The organism is Pseudomonas sp. MYb185 (assembly GCF_002979975.1).
Taxonomy (GTDB): domain Bacteria; phylum Pseudomonadota; class Gammaproteobacteria; order Pseudomonadales; family Pseudomonadaceae; genus Halopseudomonas.
In genome coordinates this window covers 1-21057 of the sequence record NZ_PCQD01000010.1, presented here as the reverse complement: position 1 = coordinate 21057, position 21057 = coordinate 1, and the positions used below count along the sequence as shown (strand labels likewise).

18 protein-coding genes are annotated in these 21057 nt (G+C 61.9%); 12 read left to right on the top strand and 6 right to left on the bottom strand.

Annotated features, from left to right (window positions below; genetic code table 11):
* Positions 1-145 precede the first annotated feature (145 nt).
* Together CQ007_RS14690 and sfsA are read left to right on the top strand one after the other, a co-directional pair.
* Complete coding sequence (locus tag CQ007_RS14690) at positions 146-1324, top strand: pyridoxal phosphate-dependent aminotransferase (RefSeq protein WP_105646595.1); 1179 nt, start codon at positions 146-148, stop codon at positions 1322-1324.
* The gene (gene sfsA / locus CQ007_RS14685; RefSeq protein WP_105646665.1) at positions 1324-2028 is read left to right on the top strand and encodes a DNA/RNA nuclease SfsA; all 705 of its coding nucleotides are present in this window, start codon (positions 1324-1326) and stop codon (positions 2026-2028) included. Before CQ007_RS14690 ends, sfsA begins: the two co-directional genes overlap by 1 nt.
* A 12-nt stretch (positions 2029-2040) precedes the next feature.
* On the opposite strand, the gene CQ007_RS14680 is transcribed toward sfsA, so the two are convergent.
* Both CQ007_RS14680 and CQ007_RS14675 read right to left on the bottom strand, forming a co-directional pair.
* Positions 2041-2379, bottom strand: a complete 339-nt coding sequence (locus CQ007_RS14680) for a Rieske (2Fe-2S) protein (RefSeq protein ID WP_105646594.1) — start codon at positions 2377-2379, stop codon at positions 2041-2043.
* 101 nt (positions 2380-2480) lie between these two features.
* Entirely contained in the window at positions 2481-3125 is a 645-nt protein-coding gene (locus tag CQ007_RS14675) for a TetR family transcriptional regulator (RefSeq protein WP_105646593.1), read from the bottom strand.
* Between the two features lie 222 nt (positions 3126-3347).
* Between CQ007_RS14675 and CQ007_RS14670 the strand changes: the two genes are divergently transcribed.
* From CQ007_RS14670 to CQ007_RS14660, 3 genes are read left to right on the top strand one after another with little or no spacing between them, the layout of a single operon-like run.
* On the top strand, positions 3348-4490 hold the full coding sequence (locus CQ007_RS14670; RefSeq protein WP_105646592.1) for an efflux RND transporter periplasmic adaptor subunit: 1143 nt from the start codon (positions 3348-3350) through the stop codon (positions 4488-4490).
* Positions 4491-4496: 6 nt separating this feature from the next.
* A complete protein-coding gene (locus CQ007_RS14665) occupies positions 4497-7628 on the top strand; it encodes an efflux RND transporter permease subunit (protein ID WP_105646591.1) in 3132 nt (1043 codons plus the stop codon).
* Positions 7625-9058, top strand: coding sequence for an efflux transporter outer membrane subunit (locus CQ007_RS14660; protein ID WP_105646590.1), 1434 nt, complete (start codon positions 7625-7627; stop codon positions 9056-9058). The genes CQ007_RS14665 and CQ007_RS14660 overlap by 4 nt, the downstream gene beginning before the upstream one ends.
* Before the next feature lie 217 nt (positions 9059-9275).
* On the opposite strand, the gene CQ007_RS14655 is transcribed toward CQ007_RS14660, so the two are convergent.
* The 3 genes from CQ007_RS14655 to CQ007_RS14645 all read right to left on the bottom strand — a co-directional run bounded on the left by CQ007_RS14655 (position 9276) and on the right by CQ007_RS14645 (position 12188).
* The gene (locus CQ007_RS14655; RefSeq protein ID WP_105646589.1) at positions 9276-10073 is read right to left on the bottom strand and encodes a cyclic nucleotide-binding domain-containing protein; all 798 of its coding nucleotides are present in this window, start codon (positions 10071-10073) and stop codon (positions 9276-9278) included.
* Positions 10074-10192: 119 nt separating this feature from the next.
* The gene (locus CQ007_RS14650; protein WP_105646588.1) at positions 10193-10459 is read right to left on the bottom strand and encodes a TfoX/Sxy family protein; all 267 of its coding nucleotides are present in this window, start codon (positions 10457-10459) and stop codon (positions 10193-10195) included.
* Positions 10460-10640: 181 nt separating this feature from the next.
* Complete coding sequence (locus tag CQ007_RS14645) at positions 10641-12188, bottom strand: bifunctional aminoglycoside phosphotransferase/ATP-binding protein (protein ID WP_105646587.1); 1548 nt, start codon at positions 12186-12188, stop codon at positions 10641-10643.
* Between the two features lie 121 nt (positions 12189-12309).
* Between CQ007_RS14645 and mrcB the strand changes: the two genes are divergently transcribed.
* From mrcB to CQ007_RS14630, 3 genes are read left to right on the top strand one after another with little or no spacing between them, the layout of a single operon-like run.
* Positions 12310-14634 carry a penicillin-binding protein 1B gene (gene mrcB, locus CQ007_RS14640; protein WP_105646586.1) on the top strand — a complete coding sequence of 775 codons (2325 nt, stop codon included), beginning with the start codon at positions 12310-12312 and terminating at the stop codon, positions 14632-14634.
* 17 nt (positions 14635-14651) lie between these two features.
* Positions 14652-15305, top strand: a complete 654-nt coding sequence (locus CQ007_RS14635; RefSeq protein WP_177424369.1) for a tetratricopeptide repeat protein — start codon at positions 14652-14654, stop codon at positions 15303-15305.
* A complete protein-coding gene (locus CQ007_RS14630; protein ID WP_105646585.1) occupies positions 15305-15634 on the top strand; it encodes a YqcC family protein in 330 nt (109 codons plus the stop codon). The genes CQ007_RS14635 and CQ007_RS14630 overlap by 1 nt, the downstream gene beginning before the upstream one ends.
* On the opposite strand, the gene CQ007_RS14625 is transcribed toward CQ007_RS14630, so the two are convergent.
* Positions 15631-16071 (bottom strand): DUF4124 domain-containing protein, encoded by a 441-nt coding sequence (locus CQ007_RS14625; RefSeq protein WP_105646584.1) that lies wholly within the window; start codon positions 16069-16071, stop codon positions 15631-15633. The two genes, CQ007_RS14630 and CQ007_RS14625, sit on opposite strands and share 4 nt — an antisense overlap.
* A 430-nt stretch (positions 16072-16501) precedes the next feature.
* On the opposite strand from CQ007_RS14625, the gene CQ007_RS14620 reads away from it, so the two are divergent.
* The 4 genes from CQ007_RS14620 to pssA all read left to right on the top strand — a co-directional run bounded on the left by CQ007_RS14620 (position 16502) and on the right by pssA (position 20754).
* The gene (locus CQ007_RS14620; protein ID WP_105646583.1) at positions 16502-18226 is read left to right on the top strand and encodes an acetolactate synthase 3 large subunit; all 1725 of its coding nucleotides are present in this window, start codon (positions 16502-16504) and stop codon (positions 18224-18226) included.
* Position 18227: 1 nt separating this feature from the next.
* Positions 18228-18719 carry an acetolactate synthase small subunit gene (gene ilvN, locus CQ007_RS14615; RefSeq protein WP_105646582.1) on the top strand — a complete coding sequence of 164 codons (492 nt, stop codon included), beginning with the start codon at positions 18228-18230 and terminating at the stop codon, positions 18717-18719.
* Between the two features lie 47 nt (positions 18720-18766).
* Positions 18767-19783: a ketol-acid reductoisomerase gene (gene ilvC / locus CQ007_RS14610; RefSeq protein WP_105646581.1), complete on the top strand. Its 1017-nt coding sequence runs from the start codon at positions 18767-18769 to the stop codon at positions 19781-19783.
* Between the two features lie 128 nt (positions 19784-19911).
* Positions 19912-20754, top strand: a complete 843-nt coding sequence (gene pssA, locus CQ007_RS14605; RefSeq protein ID WP_105646580.1) for a CDP-diacylglycerol--serine O-phosphatidyltransferase — start codon at positions 19912-19914, stop codon at positions 20752-20754.
* The last annotated feature ends 303 nt before the right edge of the window (positions 20755-21057 follow it).

The following is a 21057-nucleotide window of genomic DNA, read 5'->3' as shown; positions in this document are numbered from 1 at the left end:
TGGATTGGGGCAGCCGAGCTTTCGCACAGCGCATGTTGCGCCCGCGTTTTGGTCTGCGCCCAGCGCCAGTTCGGCGAGACCAGGCCAATCTTCGCCGGGGCAGGTATCATGGCGCTTTTTGCCGCTGTCGGTAACGGAGGTAGGCATGTTGAAACAGCGCTGGGCGCAGCGGATCGGGGATATCGAACCCTTCCATGTGATGGCGGTACTGGAACGGGCCAAGGCGCTGCAGGCGCAGGGCCATGATGTCATTCACATGGAAATCGGCGAGCCGGATTTCACCACCCCCGAGCCGATCATGCGTGCGGCCCAGGCTGCCCTGGCGGCCGGGCATACCAGCTATACACCGGCGCTTGGCCTGCCAGCGTTGCGCGAGGCGGTGGCCGCCTTCTACCAGCAGCGCCATGGCATCGATCTGGACCCGCGGCGGGTGGTGATCACGCCCGGCGGCTCCGGCGCGCTGCTGCTGGTCAGTGCACTGCTGGTGGATGCCGGCGCCAGGGTGCTGATGGCCGATCCGGCCTATCCATGCAACCGCCATTTCCTGCGTCTGGTCGAAGGGCGCGCGACGCTGATCCCTACCGGGCCGGACAGTGACTACCAACTGACGCCGCAGATGATCGAGCAGCACTGGAGCGCCGACAGCGTCGCGGTACTCAGTGCCTCGCCGGCCAACCCCTCGGGTAGCGTACTCAGTCGCGAACAGCTCAGGGCCATGGCTGACACCACTCGGCGCCTGGGTGGCCAGTTGATCGTCGATGAGATCTATCACGGGCTGACCTATGGCTGCGAGGCCGCCTCGGTGCTGGAAGTGGCCCCCGATGCCTGGGTGCTGAACAGTTTCTCCAAGTACTTCGGCATGACCGGCTGGCGGCTGGGCTGGCTGGTGGCACCGGAAGAGGCTGTGCCCGAACTGGAGAAGTTGGCCCAGAACCTGTACATCTGCGCGCCGCATCTGTCGCAGCAGGCTGCATTGGCTGCCTTCAGCGAGGAAACGCTGGCCATCTGCGAAGCGCGCCGCGAGGCGTTCCACCAGCGCCGCGACTTTCTGCTGCCGGTGTTGCGCGAGCTGGGCTTTCGCATTCCCAATACCCCGGCGGGGGCCTTCTATCTGTACGCGGATAGCAGCGCCTTTGGTGCTGACAGTCAGCAGCTGTGCCGGCACCTGATCGAAACCGAGCATGTGGCAATCACCCCGGGGCTGGATTTCGGGCAGCACCGGGCCGCCGAGCATGTGCGTTTCGCCTATGCCAACTCGCTGCCGCGCCTGGAACAGGCGGCGGAGCGTATCGCCCGGGCCCTGGGGAGCTGGCCGGGATGCTGATTCCGTTTTCACAGCCGCTGCTCGGCGGCACGCTGATCCGTCGTTACAAGCGGTTTCTGGCGGACATTCGACTGGATGATGGTCGGGAATTGACCGTGCACTGCCCCAACACCGGCTCAATGAAGAACTGTGGTGAGCCGGGCAGCCGGGTCTGGATCGATCTGCATCAGCGTCCCGGGCGCAAGCTGCCGGGGACCTGGGAACTGGTGGAAACCGCACCGGGTGAACTGGCCTGCGTGCACAGCGCGCGGGCCAATGCGGTGGTCGCCGCGGCGCTGGCCGAGAGCCTGATCACCCCGCTGGCGGGCTACCCGGACATTCGTCGCGAGGTGACCCTGGCGCCGGGAGGCAGCCGTTTCGACTTTTTGTTGAGCAACACGCGGGACAGCTGCGTGGTCGAGGTCAAGAGCGTGACCCTGGCGCTGGGTAACGGGGAAGGGGCGTTCCCCGATGCAGTCAGCCTGCGCGGGCAGAAGCATCTGCGCGAACTGACTGCGCTGGCGCAGGGCGGGCAGCGCAGCTGTCTGCTGTTCTGCGTGATGCACAGTGGCATCACCCGGGTGCGGCCGGCGGATGAGATCGATCCGCTTTATGGCAGTCTGCTGCGTCAGGCGCAGGCGGCGGGGGTACAGGTGCTGGCCTGGTCGGTGCGGCCCTCGCCACTGGGACTGGAAGTGGCCGGGCAGTTACCGGTCGAATGCTGAACCTGAACGGCCTCAGCTCAGCCAGACCTGCCCAGCCTCAATGTGGCTGGGAATCGCGGTGAGGCTGGTGCCGCTGCAAGGGCCGGCCACGCACTCCCCGGATTCGGGCAGAAACAGGGCGCCATGGCTGGCGCACTGGATCAGTTTTCCGGAGCTGTCGAGAAACTGATCGGCTACCCATTCCAGTGGGATGCCACGATGCGGGCAGCGATTCTCGTAGACGAACACCTGGGGCCCCTGGCGCACGGCGAATAGTTGCCGGCCTTGTACCACGAAGCCCTTGCTGCCGGGATCGCTGAGATCGTCCAGGTGGCATAGAGGCAGGGGGCGGATATCGGGTGGCGGATTCATGTGTGCATTATCCCTGCCAGGGTGGCGCAAGACCAGTCAGGGCGTACGGTCGCCTGTCCACTGTCTATACTGGCCAGGGTCTGGCTACCAGCCGGACGGCTTCAGTCCGGCTGCGGCAGCAGCAGCGCAGGGCTGTGACGCATTATATCGATAGCGCCCTGGGCCAGGCGGTCGGCACGCTCGGCCAGGGAAAAATCCTCGGGACGCAGCAGCCAGGTGTCCAGTGTGCCGATGACATAGGCATGCAGGCAGCGGGCAGCCATGGGGACGTCCAGTTGCTCCGGCAGTTGCCCCCTGGAGATGGCGTTGCACAATGTGCTTTCCAGCTTTTGCAGAGATTGCAGGCGCAATAGACGCATATGTTCACGCAGATCACACATCTGGTCGGTATATTCGCACTTATGAAATATGATTTCGTTGATGCGGCGGGCGGATGGGTCGCATTCAACCTGGCGAAATATCTCCGCCAACAAGGCATGCAGGCGTCCCAGAGGGTCGGGTTCGTCACTGCTGCGGCTGGCTTCTTCCAGGTGCTGGACCGGTGTCTTGGCCCGCAGCAGCAGGGCATCGAGCACCTCGCCCTTGTTCTCGAAATGCCAGTAGATGGCGCCGCGCGTTACCCCGGCGGTCTTCGCGATCTCCGCCAGCGAGGTCTGCGAAACGCCCTTTCTGAAAAAACAGATCTCCGCTGCGTCGATGATCTGCGCACGGGTTTCCAGGGCTGCCTGTTTAGTACGTCTGGCCATGTAACTCTCTGATTGAATGAAGGCCATCTCGACAATGGAGGCCGGCCGAAAGGAAGGTCGGTGAAGGTGGAAAATGAATGCCAAACAAATGTTAGCCAATGTGAAAACAACTTACAAACATTCGTGAATGTAAGTATTATTGCATGCCTTGAAAGAGCTGTTTCCTGTTTTTGTCACTTGTCTATTTGCTGATCCACTGTATCCCCAAGAGGTGCTTCGCCCATGTCAGTCAAGCCAGCCCGCGCTGCCCTGATCCCCCTGTTTGCCATGATGGCCCTGCTCAGCGCCTGCTCTGAGCCGGATTCTGCCGATGCCACCGCCTCGCAGGTACCGCAGGTTGGGGTGGTGACCATCGATGCCGAGCATTTTCTGCTGACCTCCGAACTGCCGGGGCGTACCAAGGCCTATCGCGTGGCAGAGGTACGCCCGCAGGTCAACGGTATCATCCAGAAGCGCCTGTTCGACGAGGGCAGCGAGGTCGAGGCCGGCCAGCAGTTGTATCAGATCGATGCTGCGGTCTATGAAGCGGCGGTGAAGAGTGCCGAGGCCACTCGCTTGTCCACCGGTACCCTAGCCGAGCGCTATGAGGTGCTGGTCAAGGATAGAGCGGTCAGCCAGCAGGCCTACGACGAGGCTCGGGCGGCCAGGTTGCAGGCCGATGCAGCACTGGAGCGGGCCAAGATCGATCTGCGCTATACCCGCGTGTCGGCACCGATCTCCGGGCGAATCGGTCGTTCCGAAGTGACTGAGGGTGCGCTGGTCAGCAATGGGCAGGCGCAGGCGATGGCCACCATCCAGCAACTGGACCCGATCTATGTCGATGTCACCCAGCCGGCGCGGGATCTGCTGGCGCTGCGCCGCGACCTGGACAGCGGCCGACTGCAGAAGGCGGGCGACAACGCGGCCAGGGCGCTGCTGCGGCTGGAGGACGGTTCCGAGTATGAGCATGAGGGGCGCCTGGAATTTTCCGAGGTATCGGTCGACTCGAGCACCGGATCGGTGACCCTGCGTGCGGTATTCCCCAACCCCGACCGCCTGCTGCTGCCGGGTATGTTCGTTCATGCGCAACTGGTTGCCGGTGCCCGCAGCGACGCGATTCTCGCTCCGCAACAAGGGGTGACGCGCAATCCGCGTGGCCAGGCGGTGGCGATGCTGGTGAACGAGGAAAACAAGGTCGAGCAGCGCATCATCAAGACCGAGCGCACGGTCGGCAATCGCTGGCTGGTCAGCGAGGGACTGAATGTGGGTGATCGGTTGATCACCGAAGGCCTGCACATGGTCCAGCCGGGCATGCAGGTCGAGCCGGTGCCGGCAGCCAATGTCGACAATACCGGTACCGTCAATACAGCTGAACAGGAAGGATAATCCCGCATGCCACGCTATTTTATCGACCGCCCGATCTTTGCCTGGGTGCTGGCGATCCTGGTCATGCTGATGGGTGGCCTGGCCATCGTCGGGCTGCCGGTCAACCAGTATCCGAGCATCGCGCCGCCGGCGGTCAACATTGCAGTCAGCTATCCAGGTGCCTCGGCGCAGACCGTGCAGGATACGGTAGCCCAGGTCATTGAACAGCAGATGAACGGTATCGATGGGCTGCGTTACATCAAGTCGGAAAGCGGTTCCGATGGCAGTATGCGCATCACCGTCACCTTCGACCAGGGCGTCGATCCGGACATTGCCCAGGTGCAGGTGCAGAACAAGCTGCAGCTGGCGACGCCGATGTTGCCGCAGGAGGTACAGCAGCAGGGTATCCGGGTGACCAAGGCCTCGGCCAACTTCCTGATGGTCGTTGGCCTGATCTCGACTGATGGCACGATGAACAATGAAGACCTGTCCGATTTCATCATCTCCACCGTGCAGGATCCGATTTCCCGCACCAATGGTGTTGGTGACTTTCAGGTGTTCGGTTCCGCCTATGCCATGCGCATCTGGCTCGACCCGGCCAAGCTGAACAAGTACCAGCTGACGCCGGTCGATGTGCGTACCGCGATCTCGGCGCAGAACGTCCAGGTTTCCGGCGGCCAGTTGGGCGGTGCCCCAGCGGTGCCGGGCCAGCAGCTCAACGCGACCATCATCGGCAAGACCCGCTTCGAGACACCGGAGCAGTTCAGCAAGATTCTGCTGAAGGTCAACAACGACGGCTCCCAGGTGCGCCTGGCGGATGTCGCCCGGGTCGAACTGGGTTCGCAGAACTCGGCGTTCCGCGCGCTGTATAACGGTCAGCCGGCCACCGGTATGGCGATCCAGCTGGCTACCGGTGCCAACGCACTGGAAACCACCAAGGCGGTCAAGCAGACCATTGCCGATCTGCAGCCCTTCTTCCCGCAGGGTGTGGAGGTGGTGTATCCGTTCGAGACGGCGCCGGTGGTGTCCGAGTCCATCTCCGGGGTAGTGCACACGCTGATGGAAGCGATCGTGCTGGTATTCCTGGTGATGTACCTGTTCCTGCAGAACTTCCGGGCCACGCTGATTCCGACGCTGGCGGTACCGGTGGTGCTGCTGGGTACCTTCGGCGTGCTGTCGATGTTCGGCTTCAGTATCAACATCCTGACCATGTTCGCCATGGTGCTGGCCATCGGTCTGCTGGTGGATGACGCCATCGTGGTGGTGGAGAACGTCGAGCGGGTGATGGCCGAGGAAGGACTGTCGCCGGTCGAGGCGACCCGCAAGTCGATGGATCAGATCCAGGGGGCACTGATCGGTATCGGTCTGGTGCTATCGGCCGTATTCGTGCCCATGGCCTTCTTCGGCGGGTCAACCGGGGTTATCTATCGGCAATTCGCCATTACCATTGCCTCGGCGATGACGCTGTCGGTGCTGGTGGCATTGATTTTCACGCCAGCCCTGTGCGCCACCATCCTCAAGCCGATCCCCAAGGGGCACAACCATGAGAAGCGCGGCTTCTTCGGCTGGTTCAACCGCACCTTCGAGCGTGGCGTGCACCATTACGAAAAAGGGGTTGCCGCCGTGCTCAGGCGCAAGGCGCCCTACCTGCTGCTGTACGTGGTGATTGTCGGCGCGATGGCCATGCTGTTCACCAAGCTGCCCAGCTCGTTCCTGCCGGATGAGGACCAGGGCGTGATGTTTGTCCAGGTACTGGGGCCGGCCGGTTCGACCATGGAGCGTACGCAGAAGACCGTGGATGCAATGCGTGAACATCTGCTCACCGAGGAAGGCGATATCGTGCGGTCGGTGTTTACCGTGACCGGCTTCAGTTTCGCTGGCCGCGGCCAGAATGCCGCCATCGCCTTCGTCGGCCTCAAGCCCTGGGGCGAGCGGGCCGATGCCGATATGAGCGTGTTCGCCCTGGCTGAGCGGGCGCAGGAGCACTTCGCCGGATTCCGCGATGCGGCGGTGATGGCCTTTGCGCCGCCGGCGGTGATGGCGCTGGGTAATGCCACCGGCTTCAACTTCTTCCTGCAGGACAATGCAGGACTGGGGCATGATGCGCTGATGCAGGCTCGCAACCAGCTGCTCGGGCTGGCCGCCCAGAGCGACATACTGACCGCAGTGCGCCCCAATGGCCTGAACGACGAGCCACAGTACAAGCTGCTCATCGATGACGAGAAGGCCCAGGTACTGGGTGTGTCGCTCAGCGACGTCAACAGCACCCAATCCATCGCCTGGGGTTCGAGCTACATCAATGATTTCATTGACCGTGGCCGGGTAAAGCAGGTGTATGTGCAGGCTGAGGCGGATGCGCGGATGAACCCCGAGGATATGGACAAGTGGTTCGTACGCAACAATGCGGGTGACATGGTGCCGTTCAGCGCCTTCGCCACTGGCGAGTGGATCTATGGCCCGCCGAAACTCGCCCGCTACAACGGCGTGCTGGCCATGGAGATCCAGGGCGAGGCCGCGCCGGGCTACAGTACCGGTGACGCCATGGCGGAAATCGAACGCCTGGCCCGGCAACTGCCGGCGGGTGTCGGCGTGGACTGGACCGGTCTGTCCTATGAGGAGCGCCTGTCGGGCGATCAGGCGCCAGCGCTCTACGCCTTGTCGCTGCTGGTGGTATTCCTCTGCCTGGCGGCCCTGTATGAAAGCTGGTCCATTCCGTTTGCGGTGATGCTGGTAGTGCCTCTCGGGGTGATCGGTGCACTGCTGGCGACCATGGGGCGTGGGCTGTCCAATGACGTGTTCTTCCAGGTGGGGCTGCTGACCACTATCGGTTTGACGGCGAAGAACGCCATTCTGATCGTGGAGTTCGCCAAGGATCTGCACGAGCAGGGCATGTCGTTGTTCGATGCTGCGGTGGAAGCCTGCCGTATGCGTCTGCGCCCGATTGTGATGACCTCGCTGGCCTTCACCCTGGGTGTGGTACCCCTGGCCCTCGCCAGCGGCGCGGGTGCAGGCAGCTCGCATGCCATCGGCACCGGGGTGATTGGCGGCATGCTCACGGCTACGGTGCTGGTGATTTTCTGGGTGCCGTTGTTCTATGTCACGGTGTCCAAGCTGTTTTCACGCAAGGTCACCTATACCGATGAGGAGAAAGCACAGTGAAGCGTTCATTGATTTGTCTGGCTGTGCTGGGGGTGTTGAGTGGCTGCTCGATGATCCCCGAGTATGAACGTCCCGCGTCGCCGGTGGTGGATGTCTGGCCGGCAGGCGAGGCCTACGGGCCGCAGAGCGCGCAAACCCAGGCGATGGATCTGGGCTGGCGTGAGTTCTTCAAGGATCAGGCGCTGCAGCGCCTGATCGAGGTGGCCCTGGAAAACAACCGCGACCTGCGCATCGCGGCGTTGAATGTCGACGCCTACCGCGCCTTGTATGGTATCCAGCAGTCGGCGCGGTTCCCGGAGCTGTCGGCCGATGGCAGTGGCACCCGCACCCGGACGCCAGAGACGCTGAGCCCGACTGGTGATGCGACTACCAGCAGCCAGTACAGCGCAACCCTGGGCGTATCCTGGGAGCTGGATCTGTTCGGCCGGCTGGGTAGCCTCAGCGAACAGGCGCTGCAGGAGTATCTGGCCAGTGAAGCGACGCAGCGCAGTGTGCAGATCAGTCTGATCGCCAGCGTTGCCACCAGCTACCTGACCTGGCAGGCCGACCGCGAATTGCTTGCGGTCACCGCGCAGACGCTGGAAGCCTACGAGAACAGCCTGGCGTTGGTGCAGCGCAGCTATGATGTGGGGGTGGCTTCCACCCTGGAGCTGACCCAGGCGCGTACGGCGGTGGAAACCGCGCGGGCGGCCCTGGCGCAGTACCGCAGGCTGGTGGCGCAGGACCGCAACGCGCTGACCCAATTGCTGGGGCAGAACATCCCGCTGGATGAGATCGACATCGGTGGTGTGGACATGGATCTGCTGGCAGGGCTGCCGGTCGGTCTGCCCTCCGAGTTGCTGTTCAAGCGGCCCGATATCATCGCCGCCGAGCACCAGCTGCAGGCAGCGAATGCCAGCATCGGTGCGGCACGTGCCGCGTTCTTCCCGAGCATCCGGCTGACCGGTGCCGCGGGGAGTGCCAGCAGTGATCTGTCCGACCTGTTCGACAGCGGATCCGGCTACTGGAGCTTCATGCCGAGTATCAGCGTGCCGATCTTCAATGCCGGCCGCCTGCGGGCCAACCTGGATTACACCGAAATCTCCCGGGATATTCGGGTGGCCGAATACGAGCAGTCGATACAGGACGCCTTCCGCGATGTGGCCGACGGCCTGGCGGCGCATGCCACCTACGCCGAGCAGGTGCAGGCGCAGCGCAATCTGCTGGAGGTCAGCGAAAGCTATTACGTGGTCGCCGAACAGCGCTACCGGACCGGTGTGGACAGCCATCTGACCCTGCTCGATGCGCAGCGCCAACTGCTCACGGCGCAACAGCAACTGGTCAACGACCGGCGCAACCAACTGGTCAGCGAGGTGAACCTGTTCAAGGCGCTGGGTGGTGGTTGGCAGGTAGGCAATACGGCGGCGGCTTCAGCGGTTCCGGAAGCCTGAGCAACTGGCCCGCGTCAGTCTGACTGGCGCGGGCCAGCCCCGGATGACAGGATTTCAGGCAAAAAAAGGGCCCGCTCAGAGAGCGGGCCTAAATCCGTGATTAGCCTGATGAGGAGATAACCGTCCGTCTCGCGACATTCCGTTATCAAAGCCACCTCGCGATGACTTGTGGGTAATAATAATCGTTATCATTTGCATGTCAAGCACAATTGGCAAATTAATTTATCGCCAGCTGTTTGTAGTGAGTTAATTCCTTGTTCATCAGATCGATCCGCCGTGCCATGCTTTCGATCAGGCTATGGGCGATGCGCGGATTACTCTGCATCAGAGCCAGAAACTGTTCCTTGGGAATCATCATCACCGTGGTCGGCATGCTGGCAATCACGGTGGCGGAGCGTTTTTCCCGGGTGAACAGTGCCATGGCACCGAAAATCTCGTCCTTCTGTACATCGCCGACCTTTATCCCGCCGACGAAGGCTTCGGCATGCCCTTCGGTGATGATGAACACGTGACCGGCATCATCGCCCTGGCGGATCAGTTCCGTGCCAGGGGCGAAATGCTGGAAGCCGGTCACCGGGCGTACCTCGACCGGCTTGCTGCGCGCCAGGGCATCGGACATCAGCGCGGCCTGGCCGAGGATATACTGGGTGAACTGTTCCTGGCGGTCATTGCTGGCATGGATATGGCGGAACAGCGCTTCGCGATCATAGGGCACCAACACCAGTGGCTCCTCGCTCATGTACACACAGGGCGCGGTATTCAGGCCTTGGCGCAGTCCGATGAGGTCGCCTTCCTGGACATAGAACAACGGCTTGCCGTCGATCAGCGCATGCAGCAGACCGGTTTTGAGCAGGTACAGGTTTCGGTTGCCGATCACGCTGTAGAGATCATCGACCGCCTCCAGGCTGATCGGTGCAGCGCAGGGCTCGAGACCAGCCAGCAGCTGTTCGGGTATGCGCTGCAGAGTGTTGATCAGCTTTTCCGCATAGAGGGGCTGGTCGCCGATGAGATACATGATGAATTCCTTTTTTTCAAATCCTGAGCTGTCGATACCATACTGCAATTGCTTTCACCCCCGCCAATGGAAAAGCGCGCAGGCGTTGGCAAAATTGGACACTCGTCAGCCTTGACGCGCTATTGCTGCTGGTGCTCCTTCAACTGTTGCAGCAGTTGTTCCTTGTAGGCCGGGTCGAGCTGGTTCCAGTGGATATCCTGCAGGGCACCGGCGATGGCGAACAGCAGCGTCTTGGAGGCGCGGAAACCGCGAGAGCGAACGGCGCAGTAGGCGGAGACCGGCCCGCGCCGGCGCAGTTCTTCGGCGCTGTGGATGCCGGTGGCTCGCAACCACTGTACGGAGGTCTTGCCGAGGTTGCGCAGGGTGATGAGTTCATTGTCGGACATGCTCACCCCGCTGCCTGAGTGAACGAACGGCGGCCATGGCGCGCAATGAACCCGCAAGGCGGGTGCCGACCGGGACGGTCGGTAGCGGATCGATTCTGGGCATGATATCGGGCTTCTTTTTATTGGTTCCCGATAGCCAGTGTAGTTGTCGCCGGCTGATCCGTACAGCCGGCGGACGGAGTCACAGGCGCTGGCGCAGCTGTTCCGTGAGTTGGTCGATATTGCCGCGCTGCTCGGTGGCGACGGTCAGGGTGATCTGTTGTTCCTGTTCGTCCAGCGGCTCGAGCTGCTCCAGTTGATGACGCACCACATGGATATCGGCATCGGATGGGTCGCCACCCTTGCGCTGACGCTCGTTCAGCCAGATCTCGATGGTATCCAATGGCGCTTGGCAATGCAGGATCAGGCAGGGTGCGCCCTGATCCTCGATGGCCTGGCGAACCAGTTGGCGCTGCGCCCGCAGCAGGTGGGTGGCATCGACTACCACCGGATAGCCGGCCGCCAGCACCTGCGCCGCCAGCATGGCCAGGCGCGCATAGGTCTGTTGGCCCTGCTCGGGAGCATACAGGTCCTGATCCAGCTGGCCGCTGCCGTTCTGCCCGAACAGGCGTTTGCGCTCGACATCCGAGCGCACGCGGATCATGCCCAGGCGTGATACCAGTTGCACACTCAGGGTGCTCTTGCCGGAGCCGGATACACCGTGTGTGAGCAGGCCGAAGCGCCGTGGAATTTGCGTATAGCTTTCGGCCAGAGCGGTATAGCCATGGTAACGGGCCAATACTTCATTGCGCTGCTGCTCGCTCAGGTCGCGTTGGCCGAGACCCAGCAGGGCGACCTTGGCGCGGACCATGGCGCGGTACGCCTTGTAATAATTCAATACGATGAGGCCGGCATAATCGCCGGTATGCTCCAGCCAGGCATTGACGAAGCGCTGGGACAGATCCGGCAGGCCGCGGTCCTCCAGATCCATGGCCATGAAGGCGACGTCGCTCATGACATCGGTCCAGCGGAAGGCGTCATTGAACTCTATGCAGTCAAACAGGGTCACTTGTCCGTCAATCAGTGTGACGTTGTCCAGATAGATGTCGCCATGGCATTCACGGATCAGCCCGTCGGCTTTACGTTGTGCCAGTTGGGGAATCAGCCGTTGGAAGGTAGTATGCGCCCATTGTTCCAGTTGCTCGAGCTGTTCCAGGTCGGCCGGGTCGCTCAGCAGTGGGCGGATTTGCTCGAAGTTCTGCGCTACCGGAGCATGGACCTGATCGGGCTCGCCCCAGATGGCATCCTGCGGTGCCTGGTCGATGCGCTGGTGAAATCCGGCGAGGGTCGCAGCCAGCGAGTCGATATGCTCGGCTGCGAGGGTGCCGGCACGCTGCATGTTGCCGAGCAGATCCTGTTGCCGGAACTGCCGGGTCTTGACCATGTATTCGATGATCGGCCCGTCGCCGGTCAGGCTGGGTGCGCTGTCGCTGCCGTGAATGGCGATCACGTCCAGGTACATGTCGGGCGCCAGGCGTCGGTTCAGACGCAGTTCCTCGGCACAGTAGTGTGCCCGCTGTTCGAGACTGGAGTAGTCGAGGAAGCCGAAGTTGACCGGCTTCTTGATTTTGTAAACGAAGTCGCCGGTGAGTATGACCCAGGAAATATGGGTTTCCATCAGCGTAAAACCGCTAACCGGATGGTCGTACAAGGCCGGGTTTTGCAGGGCATTCAGCAGTGTCTGGCTCACGTCGGATCCTGTGGTGGACTGGCAATCCGGGCATTATGAAGGCTGGTCGCAACGAGGCCAACCGTTGTCGCGCCTGCCAGGGGCAGGCGCTGCTTCCCGAAACGTGGGGTAATCAGGGAATATGGGTAGAAAACGCAGTAAACGGGCAGCCCGCAAGGTCGGGTTCTGGCGACGCTGGTCGGGCCTGCTGTGGAAGCTGGCGCTGGTCGGTCTGGTCGTGCTGGCGGCGCTGACCATCTATCTGGATGCAGTGGTGCAGGAGAAGTTTTCCGGCAAGCGCTGGGCGGTACCGGCCAAGGTGTTTGCCCGGCCGCTGGAGCTGTATGCCGGGCAGAAGCTCAGTCGTGATGATTTCATTACCGAGCTGTCTGCCCTGGGCTATCGCTCGGTGAACTCGATCAGCCAGCCCGGCCAGATGTCGGCGGCCAGTGGCCGGGTGGACGTGTACACCCGCGGCTTCCAGTCCTTCGAGGGCTCGGAACCGGCGCAACGCATCAGCGTACGCTTCAATGGCCAACAGGTATCCGGCCTGTCCGGCAGTGGTGACCTGGTCATGGCACGACTGGAGCCGTTGATGATCGGCGGCATCTATCCGGCGCACAACGAAGACCGCATCCTGGTGCGTCTGGATCAGGCGCCAGCCTATCTGGTGGAAGCGCTGGTGGCGGTCGAGGATCGCGAGTTCTTCCAGCATTTCGGCGTTTCACCCAAGGGCATCGCCCGGGCCGCCTATGTCAATGTCGCCGCCGGTGGCGTGGTGCAGGGCGGCAGCACCCTGACCCAGCAGTTGGTGAAGAACTTCTATCTCAGCAGTGACCGCAGCCTGATTCGCAAGGGCACCGAGGCGATCATGGCGGTGCTGCTGGAGCTGCACTATTCCAAGGAAGAGATTCTCGAAGCCTATCTGAACGAGGTGTTCCTCGGCCAGGACGGCCGCCGGGCGGTACACGGCTTCGGCCTGGCCAGTCAGTACTACTTCGCCCAGCCGCTGCATGAACTGGAGCTGCACCAGGTGGCACTGCTGGTGGGCATGGTCAAGGGGCCGTCGCTGTATAACCCGCGGCGTCAGCCCGAGCGCGTCAAGAAACGCCGGGATCTGGTGATCCAGATGCTCGAAGAGCAGGGCGTGATCACCGGTGAGCAGGCGCAGGCGGCGATCGAGCGTCCGCTGGATGTAACGGTGCGCGGCAGTATGGCCGATACCAGTTATCCGGCGTTCATGGATCTGATCAAGCGTCAGCTGCGTGAGGACTACAAGGATGAGGATCTGACCAGCGAAGGGCTGCGGATCTTCACCAGTTTCGACCCACTGCTGCAACTGAAGGCCGAAAAGGCGGTGGAAACCGCATTCAAGCGCCTGGGCGAGCGTGCCGGCAGTGAGATGGAGGCTGCCATGGTGGTCACCGGGGCGCAGACCGGTGAGGTGCTGGCCCTGGTCGGCGGTCGTAATCCGCGTTTCTCCGGCTTCAATCGCGCGCTGGATGCGGCGCGGCCGATTGGCTCGCTGGTCAAGCCCGCGGTATTTCTGACTGCGCTGGAACAGCCGCAGCGCTATTCGCTGATCACCCCGGTGGACGACTCGCCGATCACCCTGACCGCCGAGCGTGGCAGGACCTGGACGCCGCAGAACTACAGCCGCCAGAGCCATGGCCTGGTGCCGCTGCATGAAGCACTGTCGCGTTCCTACAACCAGGCGACCGTGCGGCTGGGTGTGGAGGTCGGGGTCGACAAGGTATTGAATACCGTTGAGCGCATGGGTGTGCGACATGGCTGGCCGGCTTACCCGGCGATGCTGCTGGGGGCCGGGGCAATGACGCCGCTGCAGGTGACGGACATGTACCAGACCCTGGCCAGTGGTGGCTTCAATACGCCGCTGCGAGCCATTCGCAACGTGCTGACGGCGGAAGGTGAGCAACTGCGCCGCTATCCGTTCGAGATCGAGCAGCGCTTCGATTCGGCGACCATCTATCTCATGCAGGAGGGGTTGAGTCGGGTCATGGCGGAAGGGACCGGGCGCTCGGCCTATAATCAGATACCATCGAGCATTCGCCTGGCCGGCAAGACCGGCACCACCAATGATCTGCGCGACAGCTGGTTTGCCGGCTTCTCCGACGATCTGCTGGCGGTGTCCTGGCTGGGGCGCGATGACAATGGCCAGACCCGGCTGACCGGGGCGACAGGTGCATTGCAGGTGTGGAGCGCCTTCATGGCGCAGGCGCATCCGCGCAGTCTGTCCGAGGTGCCGCCGGAAGGCATTGTGTATGCCTGGGTTGACCGGCTGACCGGAGAAGGCAGCGATCCCAGCTGTCCGGATACGGTGCAGGCACCCTTCCGCGAGGGCTACCAGCCGTTGCCCGGGCCGGGTTGTCGACCGCTGATTGACACCGAGCCAGTGAAGGAAGGGGCTGGTCGAGTGATGGATGTCATCCGCGGATGGCTGCAATGAACATGAGGAACAAGGCGATGGATACTAAGCGAATTGGCCTGCTGGTCGGTTGCATGATGGTATTGGCCGGCTGCGCCGGCTCGGGCGGCTCCATACCGGTAGTGGACTCTGGGCGCCCTGTGTCCAATGAGGATATGCAGAGCGGTGCCGGCATTCCGACGCAGACGCCTGCTCCGGCGCAGCAGCCTGAGGATAGTGGTGTGGTGGTATTGGTGCCGGATGGGGAGGGGGGATCGAGTGCGATCGAATCCTACCCGCTGGACAGCGCACCGGTCAGCAGTCAGCCCTCAGGGTCGGCGCCAACCAGCAGTGGTAGTGGCAGTGGCAATCTGCAGGACGATGAACAGCTTGATGGGCCGGTGCTGGCGCTGCTGACCTCGGCGCGCCAGCAGGAGAGCAGCGGCGATCTGAACAGTGCTTCGGCCAGTCTTGAGCGTGCGCTGCGCATTGCCCCGCGGGAACCCCAGGTGCTGTACCGGTTGGCCCAGGTGCGCCTCGACCAGGGTGATGCTGCCCAGGCTGAACAACTGGCCCGCCGCGGCCTGTCCTACGCGGCCGGTCGTCCGGCACTGCAGGCCGGGCTGTGGGGTCTGGTGGCCGATGCGCGTGAGCGCCAGGGTGATGCCGAAGGTGCCGCGCAGGCTCGCCAGCGGGCCAAGGTATCCCTGTAATGCAGCGCTGGCACGGCTTGGCCGATGCGCTGCTGGAGCTGGAGCGTGAACTGCGGGCGCTGGATATGTGGTCGATGCAGCCGCCTTCGATCGCCGCTCTGTCCAGCCGCGAACCCTTCTGTGTGGATACGCTGTCCTTCGAGCTGTGGTTGCAATGGGTGTTCATCCCACGCATGGTGCAGATCATCGAGAGCGATGGGGTAGTCCCGCCGGGCTGCCATATCCAGCCGATGGGCGAGGAGGCATTTGCTCCTCTCGGCCGGCGGGGGCACGGCCTGCTGGTAATAATCGGGCGTATCGACCAGCAGGCCGCGCGACTGGCGGGCTAGCCCTGGCAGTGTTCCTGCACACCTTCCCGCGTGGTGCGGATCAGCTCCTGACGTTCATCCTCCCCGATACGCTCGACTTCGCCGGCCTCGTTGGTGCGGCGCAGTCGAGGGTTGTCGAGCAGGGTCTGCAACTGTTCACGCAGTGTCTGGCAGGTGGCAGCGCGCTGCTCGGCCTCGGCACGTGCCGTGCGACGTTGCTCGGTTGCTGTCTGTTCCTCTGCGGTAGTGGCGCTGGCCGTGGGCGGCGTGGCGGGCGTGCGCAATTGGCCGCCGGGCGGCGGTGCAGCCTTGATGTCGAGTGAGCGGTACTGGCTGTCGGCGGGTGGCAGCTGACCGTATTGCACTGTGCCGCGCTCGTCAGTCCATTGGTATATCTGCTGTGCCATGCTGGCGCAACTCAGCAGACTCAGCGTCAATGCAGTGAATAACTTTCGCATAGTATCTTCATCCCTGTTTCGTGCATCTAATTACCGGCCTGGCTACTATAGCCGTTTGCCGGGTGGACGGTACACGGCTGTTGATAGGATGAAACGTTAGGCTTTCGTCTTAACTTGGCTTGACTTGTAGCCTTCGAGTGTAAACAATTCGAGGTTCTCATGAGCATGCTGTGATCGGCGCCTACTCGGCTGCCGGGGCAGTCTGCTTTGTTGCTCAATCCGGGAGGCGACAACCCGCCATCTCCCGGCCTGGCCCCGCACGCGCTACCTCGCGCTGGGTGAAGCTGTACCGGCTATCTGCCGGGGCATGCTTCCATTGCACGCAGTCAAGCTGTTGCATGACAACCACCGTTGCCAATGCACTGCCGAGCAGTAAACAGGTATCCTGCCGCTCGCCTGGGGTGAACGGTATGCTAGAGGTGATTCAAAAGTGGAACTTTTATCCGGCGCTGAGATGGTCGTCCGCTCCTTGCGTGACGAGGGTGTAAAATTTATCTACGGGTACCCCGGTGGTGCCCTGCTGCATGTATACGATGCGATCTTCCGCCAGGATGATGTGGTGCACGTGCTGGTACGCCACGAACAGGCTGCGGCGCATATGGCCGATGGCTATGCGCGTGCCACCGGCAAGCCCGGCGTGGTGCTGGTGACCTCCGGTCCCGGTGCCACCAACACCATCACCGGCATCGCCACCGCGTACATGGACTCCATTCCGATGGTGGTCATTTCCGGCCAGGTGGCCAGCCACATGGTCGGCACTGACGCCTTCCAGGAAACCGACATGGTCGGTATCTCCCGTCCGATCGTGAAGCACAGCTTCATCGTCAAGGACCCGCGCGAGATTCCGGAAATCGTCAAGAAGGCCTTCTATCTGGCGCAGACCGGTCGTCCCGGTCCGGTAGTCATCGATATTCCCAAGGACATGACCAACCCGGCTGAGAAGTTCGAGTACAGCTACCCGAAGAAGGTCAAGCTGCGCTCCTACAACCCGGCGGTGCGCGGCCATTCCGGCCAGATCCGCAAGGCGCTGGAGCTGCTGGTCGAGGCCCGTCGTCCGATCATCTACTCCGGTGGTGGGGTGATCATGGGTGGCGCTGCCAAGCAGTTGACCGAGCTGGGCAAGGAACTGGGTGTTCCGGTGACCAATACCCTGATGGGGCTGGGCGGCTTCCCCGGTACCGACCGTCAGTTCGTCGGCATGCTCGGCATGCACGGCAGCTATACCGCCAACGTGGCGATGCACCATGCCGATGTGGTCATGTGCGTCGGCGCCCGTTTCGATGACCGTGTCATCAACGGCGCGGCCAAGTTCTGCCCGAACGCCAAGGTCATTCATATCGACATCGACCCGGCGTCGATCTCGAAAACCATCAAGGCCGACATCCCGATCGTTGGCCCGGTCGACAGCGTGCTGACCGAGATGCTGGCCATTGCCCGTGAGCACAAGCTGCGTCCGAATGCCGACGTGCTGGCGGCCTGGTGGAAGCAGATCGATGAATGGCGGGGCGATGGCAAGATGTTCCCCTATGATCAGGGCGACGGTTCCATCATCAAGCCGCAGAGCGTCATCGAAACCCTGTGGGAGGTCACCAAGGGTGATGCCTACGTGACCTCTGATGTCGGTCAGCACCAGATGTTCGCTGCCCAGTATTATCCATTCGACAAGCCCAATCGCTGGGTCAACTCCGGTGGCCTGGGCACCATGGGCTTCGGCTTGCCGGCGGCCATGGGTATCCAGTTGCACCATCCGGATGCCACCGTCGCCTGCGTTACCGGTGAAGGCAGTATCCAGATGAACATTCAGGAGCTGTCGACCTGTCTGCAGTACGACCTGCCGGTGAAGATCATCACCCTGAACAACCAGGCCCTGGGCATGGTGCGTCAGTGGCAGGACATGCAGTACAACAGTCGCTACTCGCATTCCTACATGCAGTCGCTGCCGGACTTCATCAAGCTCACCGAGTCCTATGGTCACGTTGGCATGCGCGTGGAGAAGCCGGAAGACCTCAAGCCGGCGATGGAAGAGGCGTTTGCCCAGACCAAGCGACTGGTATTCATGGATATCCGCGTGGACAACACCGAACACGTCTACCCGATGCAGATTGCGGGTGGCTCGATGCGTGACATGTGGCTGAGCAAGACGGAGCGTACCTGACATGAGACACATCATTTCCGTACTGCTGGAAAACGAGCCCGGTGCACTGTCCCGCGTAGTGGGGCTGTTTTCCCAGCGCAACTACAACATCGAAACCCTGACCGTGGCGGCCACCGAGGATCCGACCCTGTCGCGTCTGACGCTGACCACCATCGGCCAGGAAGATGTCATCGAACAGATCACCAAGAACCTCAACAAGCTGATCGAGGTGGTGAAGCTGGTCAATCTGTCCGAAGGGGCGCATATCGAGCGTGAGCTGATGCTGGTCAAGATCAAGGCCACCGGTGCCCAGCGCGCCGAGGTCAAGCGGACCACCGATATCTTCCGCGGCCAGATTGTCGATGTGACCAGTAGTGTGTATACCGTCCAGCTCACAGGTACATCTGATAAGCTGGACAGCTTCATCGAAGCGGTTGGCCCGGCGACGGTACTGGAAGTCGTGCGCACCGGCGTGTCCGGCATTGCGCGCGGTGAAAAGGTTCTGAGCATTTAAACAATTGAGTAGTGGTCCGGCGGGACCCGCATAGAAAGGGGATTTACATGCACGTTTTTTATGACAAAGACTGTGATCTGAGCATCATCCAGGGCAAGAAGGTCGCTATCATCGGTTACGGCTCCCAGGGCCATGCCCACGCCTGCAACCTGAAGGATTCCGGCGTTGACGTTACCGTGGGCCTGCGCCCGGGTTCGTCCTCTATCGCCAAGGCTGAAGCCCATGGTCTGAAAGTCTCCGACGTACCGGCTGCCGTAGCGGCTGCCGACGTGGTCATGATCCTGACTCCGGACGAGTTCCAGTCCCAGCTGTACAAGGACGAAATCGAGCCGAACCTGAAGCAGGGCGCGACCCTGGCTTTCGCCCACGGTTTCGCCATCCACTACAACCAGATCGTACCGCGCAAGGATCTGGACGTGATCATGGTTGCCCCCAAGGCGCCGGGTCACACTGTACGCTCCGAGTTCGTCAAGGGCGGCGGTATTCCCGATCTGATCGCGATCTTCCAGGACGCTTCCGGCAATGCCAAGAACGTCGCTCTGTCCTACGCCAGCGGTGTGGGCGGTGGTCGTACCGGTATCATCGAAACCACCTTCAAGGACGAGACCGAAACCGACCTGTTCGGTGAGCAGGCGGTGCTGTGCGGTGGCGCGGTAGAGCTGGTCAAGGCTGGTTTCGAAGTGCTGACCGAAGCCGGTTACGCGCCGGAAATGGCTTACTTCGAGTGCCTGCACGAGCTGAAGCTGATCGTCGACCTGATGTACGAAGGCGGCATCGCCAACATGAACTACTCCATCTCCAACAACGCGGAGTATGGCGAGTACGTGACTGGCCCTGAAGTGATCAACGATGAGTCCCGCGCAGCGATGCGCAATGCGCTCAAGCGCATCCAGTCTGGCGAGTACGCCAAGATGTTCATCGCCGAGGGTGCGCACAACTACCCGTCGATGACTGCGGCCCGTCGCAACAACGCTGCCCACCCGATCGAGCAGGTTGGTGAGCAACTGCGTGCCATGATGCCCTGGATCGCGTCCAACAAGATCGTGGACAAGTCCAAGAACTGATCGTGGTTCGATGATCAGGAAACGCGGCTTCGGCCGCGTTTTTTTATTGCTGTGCGGCGACGGGACTGGTCATTTGCAAGGCAAGTTGCGACACTGCATCACTCGGCCCCAGTGGTAAGGTTTAGCATATGAAAGACGATCTGCAGCACGAATCCAATTTCGAAGGCGATGGTCCGCACACCCTGTTGCCCATCGATGAGCACATCGAGGAAGTACCCGGGCCTGACGGCAAGAAGGTCCGTCATCGTGGTATCTATCTGCTGCCCAACCTGTTCACGACGGCAGCGCTGTTCTCTGGTTTCTATGCCATTGTCAGCGCCATGAACGGCAACTTCTCGCACGCTGCCATCGCCATCTTCGTGGCAATGGTGCTGGATGGCCTGGATGGGCGTGTGGCGCGCCTGACCAATACCCAGAGCGCCTTCGGCGCCGAATACGACTCGCTGTCGGACATGGTCGCCTTCGGCGTGGCACCAGCGCTGGTGGCCTTCACCTGGGCGCTGGCTGATTTGGGCAAGGTCGGCTGGATCTTTGCCTTCATCTACGTGGCCGGTGCGGCCTTGCGCCTGGCGCGCTTCAATACCCATATCGGCTCCGCCGACAAGCGTTACTTCACCGGCCTGGCCAGTCCGTCAGCGGCCGGCCTGGTGGCGGGCATGGTCTGGGCATTGAGTGATTTCGGGGTGGACGGCGGCGATATTTCCTTGCTGGTCGGTATATTGACCGCCCTGGGCGGCTTGCTGATGGTCAGCAACGTGCGTTATTACAGCTTCAAGGACCTGGATATGCGTGGCAGGGTACCCTTTGTGGTGATCCTGCTGGTGGTGCTGGTGTTTGCGATCATCTCCACCGATCCGTCGCGCATTCTGTGGTTCATCTTCATCGCCTACAGTGTTTCCGGGCCGCTTCAAGCCCTGTGGCGCTGGCACCGCCGGGACAAGACGCCAAGCGAGTCGGAGAAAGTTGAATAAACCGCTTGACGGCAAATCTGAGCGGCCTATAATGCGCGCCTTGCTTGTCGCGGTGGGGTTGCAAAACTCCAGTGCAATCAAAGGGTTATCCTTGTTGTGGCAGTAAAAGACAGGATGATTTAGCGGTTGACAGACAAGCGAAACGGCGTAGAATGCGCCGCTCACCGCCAGGGCGGTTCGGACGACAGTCCGGGCAGAACAGGCCGGTGAAAACGGATTGAAAGGAAGGCGTTGACAAGGGGCTAGGCTCCTGTAGAATGCGCCTCCCTGGCCCGGAACGGCAGCACGGTTTCAGGTCGGAGA

Excerpts from the sequence above, each read along its gene's own strand:
- CQ007_RS14680 (WP_105646594.1), bottom strand. The coding sequence starts at position 2,379 with ATGAATCCGCCACCCGATATCCGCCCCCTGCCTCTATGCCACCTGGAC.
- pssA (WP_105646580.1), top strand. The coding sequence starts at position 19,912 with ATGAAAGACGATCTGCAGCACGAATCCAATTTCGAAGGCGATGGTCCG.
- CQ007_RS14650 (WP_105646588.1), bottom strand. The coding sequence starts at position 10,459 with ATGTCCGACAATGAACTCATCACCCTGCGCAACCTCGGCAAGACCTCC.
- CQ007_RS14625 (WP_105646584.1), bottom strand. The coding sequence starts at position 16,071 with ATGCGAAAGTTATTCACTGCATTGACGCTGAGTCTGCTGAGTTGCGCC.
- ilvC (WP_105646581.1), top strand. The coding sequence starts at position 18,767 with ATGCACGTTTTTTATGACAAAGACTGTGATCTGAGCATCATCCAGGGC.
- CQ007_RS14655 (WP_105646589.1), bottom strand. The coding sequence starts at position 10,073 with ATGTATCTCATCGGCGACCAGCCCCTCTATGCGGAAAAGCTGATCAAC.
- mrcB (WP_105646586.1), top strand. The coding sequence starts at position 12,310 with ATGGGTAGAAAACGCAGTAAACGGGCAGCCCGCAAGGTCGGGTTCTGG.
- CQ007_RS14665 (WP_105646591.1), top strand. The coding sequence starts at position 4,497 with ATGCCACGCTATTTTATCGACCGCCCGATCTTTGCCTGGGTGCTGGCG.
- CQ007_RS14670 (WP_105646592.1), top strand. The coding sequence starts at position 3,348 with ATGTCAGTCAAGCCAGCCCGCGCTGCCCTGATCCCCCTGTTTGCCATG.
- CQ007_RS14675 (WP_105646593.1), bottom strand. The coding sequence starts at position 3,125 with ATGGCCAGACGTACTAAACAGGCAGCCCTGGAAACCCGTGCGCAGATC.
- CQ007_RS14635 (WP_177424369.1), top strand. The coding sequence starts at position 14,652 with ATGGATACTAAGCGAATTGGCCTGCTGGTCGGTTGCATGATGGTATTG.
- CQ007_RS14630 (WP_105646585.1), top strand. The coding sequence starts at position 15,305 with ATGCAGCGCTGGCACGGCTTGGCCGATGCGCTGCTGGAGCTGGAGCGT.
- ilvN (WP_105646582.1), top strand. The coding sequence starts at position 18,228 with ATGAGACACATCATTTCCGTACTGCTGGAAAACGAGCCCGGTGCACTG.
- CQ007_RS14690 (WP_105646595.1), top strand. The coding sequence starts at position 146 with ATGTTGAAACAGCGCTGGGCGCAGCGGATCGGGGATATCGAACCCTTC.